The 1,478-nt window shown below is 36.9% G+C and carries 1 protein-coding gene; it reads left to right on the plus strand.

The window, feature by feature from the left end; all coding sequences use genetic code 11:
* The first annotated feature begins 259 nt into the window (after positions 1–259).
* Positions 260–1,345 carry a DNA polymerase IV gene (gene dinB / locus G322_RS0119280; RefSeq protein WP_022943285.1) on the plus strand — a complete coding sequence of 362 codons (1,086 nt, stop codon included), beginning with the start codon at positions 260–262 and terminating at the stop codon, positions 1,343–1,345.
* Positions 1,346–1,478: the final 133 nt, after the last annotated feature.

Consider the following 1,478-nt stretch of genomic DNA (forward strand, 5'->3'; position numbering starts at 1 on the left):
CTAAATTTTGCGCAGGAAAAATAGCTCAATTTAAGGCGTAAGTTGATGCCTTTCAAAGATTAACTACGTTATTCTTCTTTCGGTAGAATTAAAATAAAGACTTTAATTCTTTTATGGTTGTTTCCTTTACAAAACTTACAACGCAGAAGTGAGTTATTTTAACCAGTAAAATAGATTAGCTATTTACTGTAATTGGTATTAGTTGCACTTTTATCTAAAATAACTCACAATAAGACTGTCTAAATAAACAGGTATTATTGTGTCTGAAATTACAGTGCTCCCACAACGAAAAATCATTCATATTGACATGGATTGCTTCTATGCCGCGGTTGAAATGCGTGATAACCCTGAATATCAACATATTGCCTTAGCGATTGGTGGTAAAATTGATCGACGTAGTGTGCTTTCAACGTGTAATTATTTAGCACGTAGTTTTGGGATACACTCTGCAATGCCCAGTTTTAAAGCCAAGCAACTTTGTCCTGATCTGCTTATTATTCCGGGTAGAATGCAGATTTATATTGAAGTTTCTAAAAAGATAAAAGCTATTTTTTATCGTTATACCGATCTGGTTGAACCGTTATCACTTGATGAAGCTTTTTTAGATGTGACGGATTGTACGCAATTCAAAGGTTCGGCTACTTATATCGCACAGGATATTCGCCGTGCTATTTTTGAAGAGTTAAATTTAACCGCCTCGGCAGGTGTTGCTCCCGTTAAATTTTTAGCCAAAATAGCTTCTGATGAAAACAAACCTAATGGCATGTACGTGATCACTCCTGATGATATCCCCTCCTTTATCAAAAAACTCCCTCTGAAAAAAATTCCCGGTGTCGGTAAAGTTGCCCAACAGCGACTTGCTGAAAAGGGTTTATTTAGTTGCGCTGATGTACAAAAATATTCGGCAGAAAAGCTACTCAGTGAATTTGGGAAATTGGGGAGTGCGTTACTCAATTACAGTCGTGGTATCGATAATCGAGTAATAGAACCTCATCGAGAACGAAAATCATTGGCGGTTGAACACACCTTTAACTATGACATATTAGGTGAGCATCAATGCCACGAGGAGCTGGTGTTACTTTATGACGAGTTAACAAGACGCCTGCAAAAACTGCTTGATGAAAAGAGAGTGATAAAATTAGGCGTAAAAATAAAGTTTTCTGATTTCACCATCAAAAACACAGAGCGCCAAGCAACTGAGTTATCATTATCGCTATTTAACACACTGTTACACCACCTATTGCATAAAAGCGCTGATAAACCGATTCGCTTATTGGGTATTTCTGTAGGGCTTGCAATACGGGTAGATGAACAACATGCAGTGCAACTGAATCTATTGGATTAAGGGGAAGCTTCAAAATTACTTGCGCTTTTGTTTTCAAAATAACCCGTCATTTAGGATTGGCTTCAACATTACTTGCTATTTTGTTTTTAAAATAGCCAGTCACTTAAGGCTTTTTGGAAACAATTTATCGCAA

The sequence above is a fragment of the Psychromonas hadalis ATCC BAA-638 genome (assembly GCF_000420245.1).
GTDB lineage: Bacteria > Pseudomonadota > Gammaproteobacteria > Enterobacterales > Psychromonadaceae > Psychromonas > Psychromonas hadalis.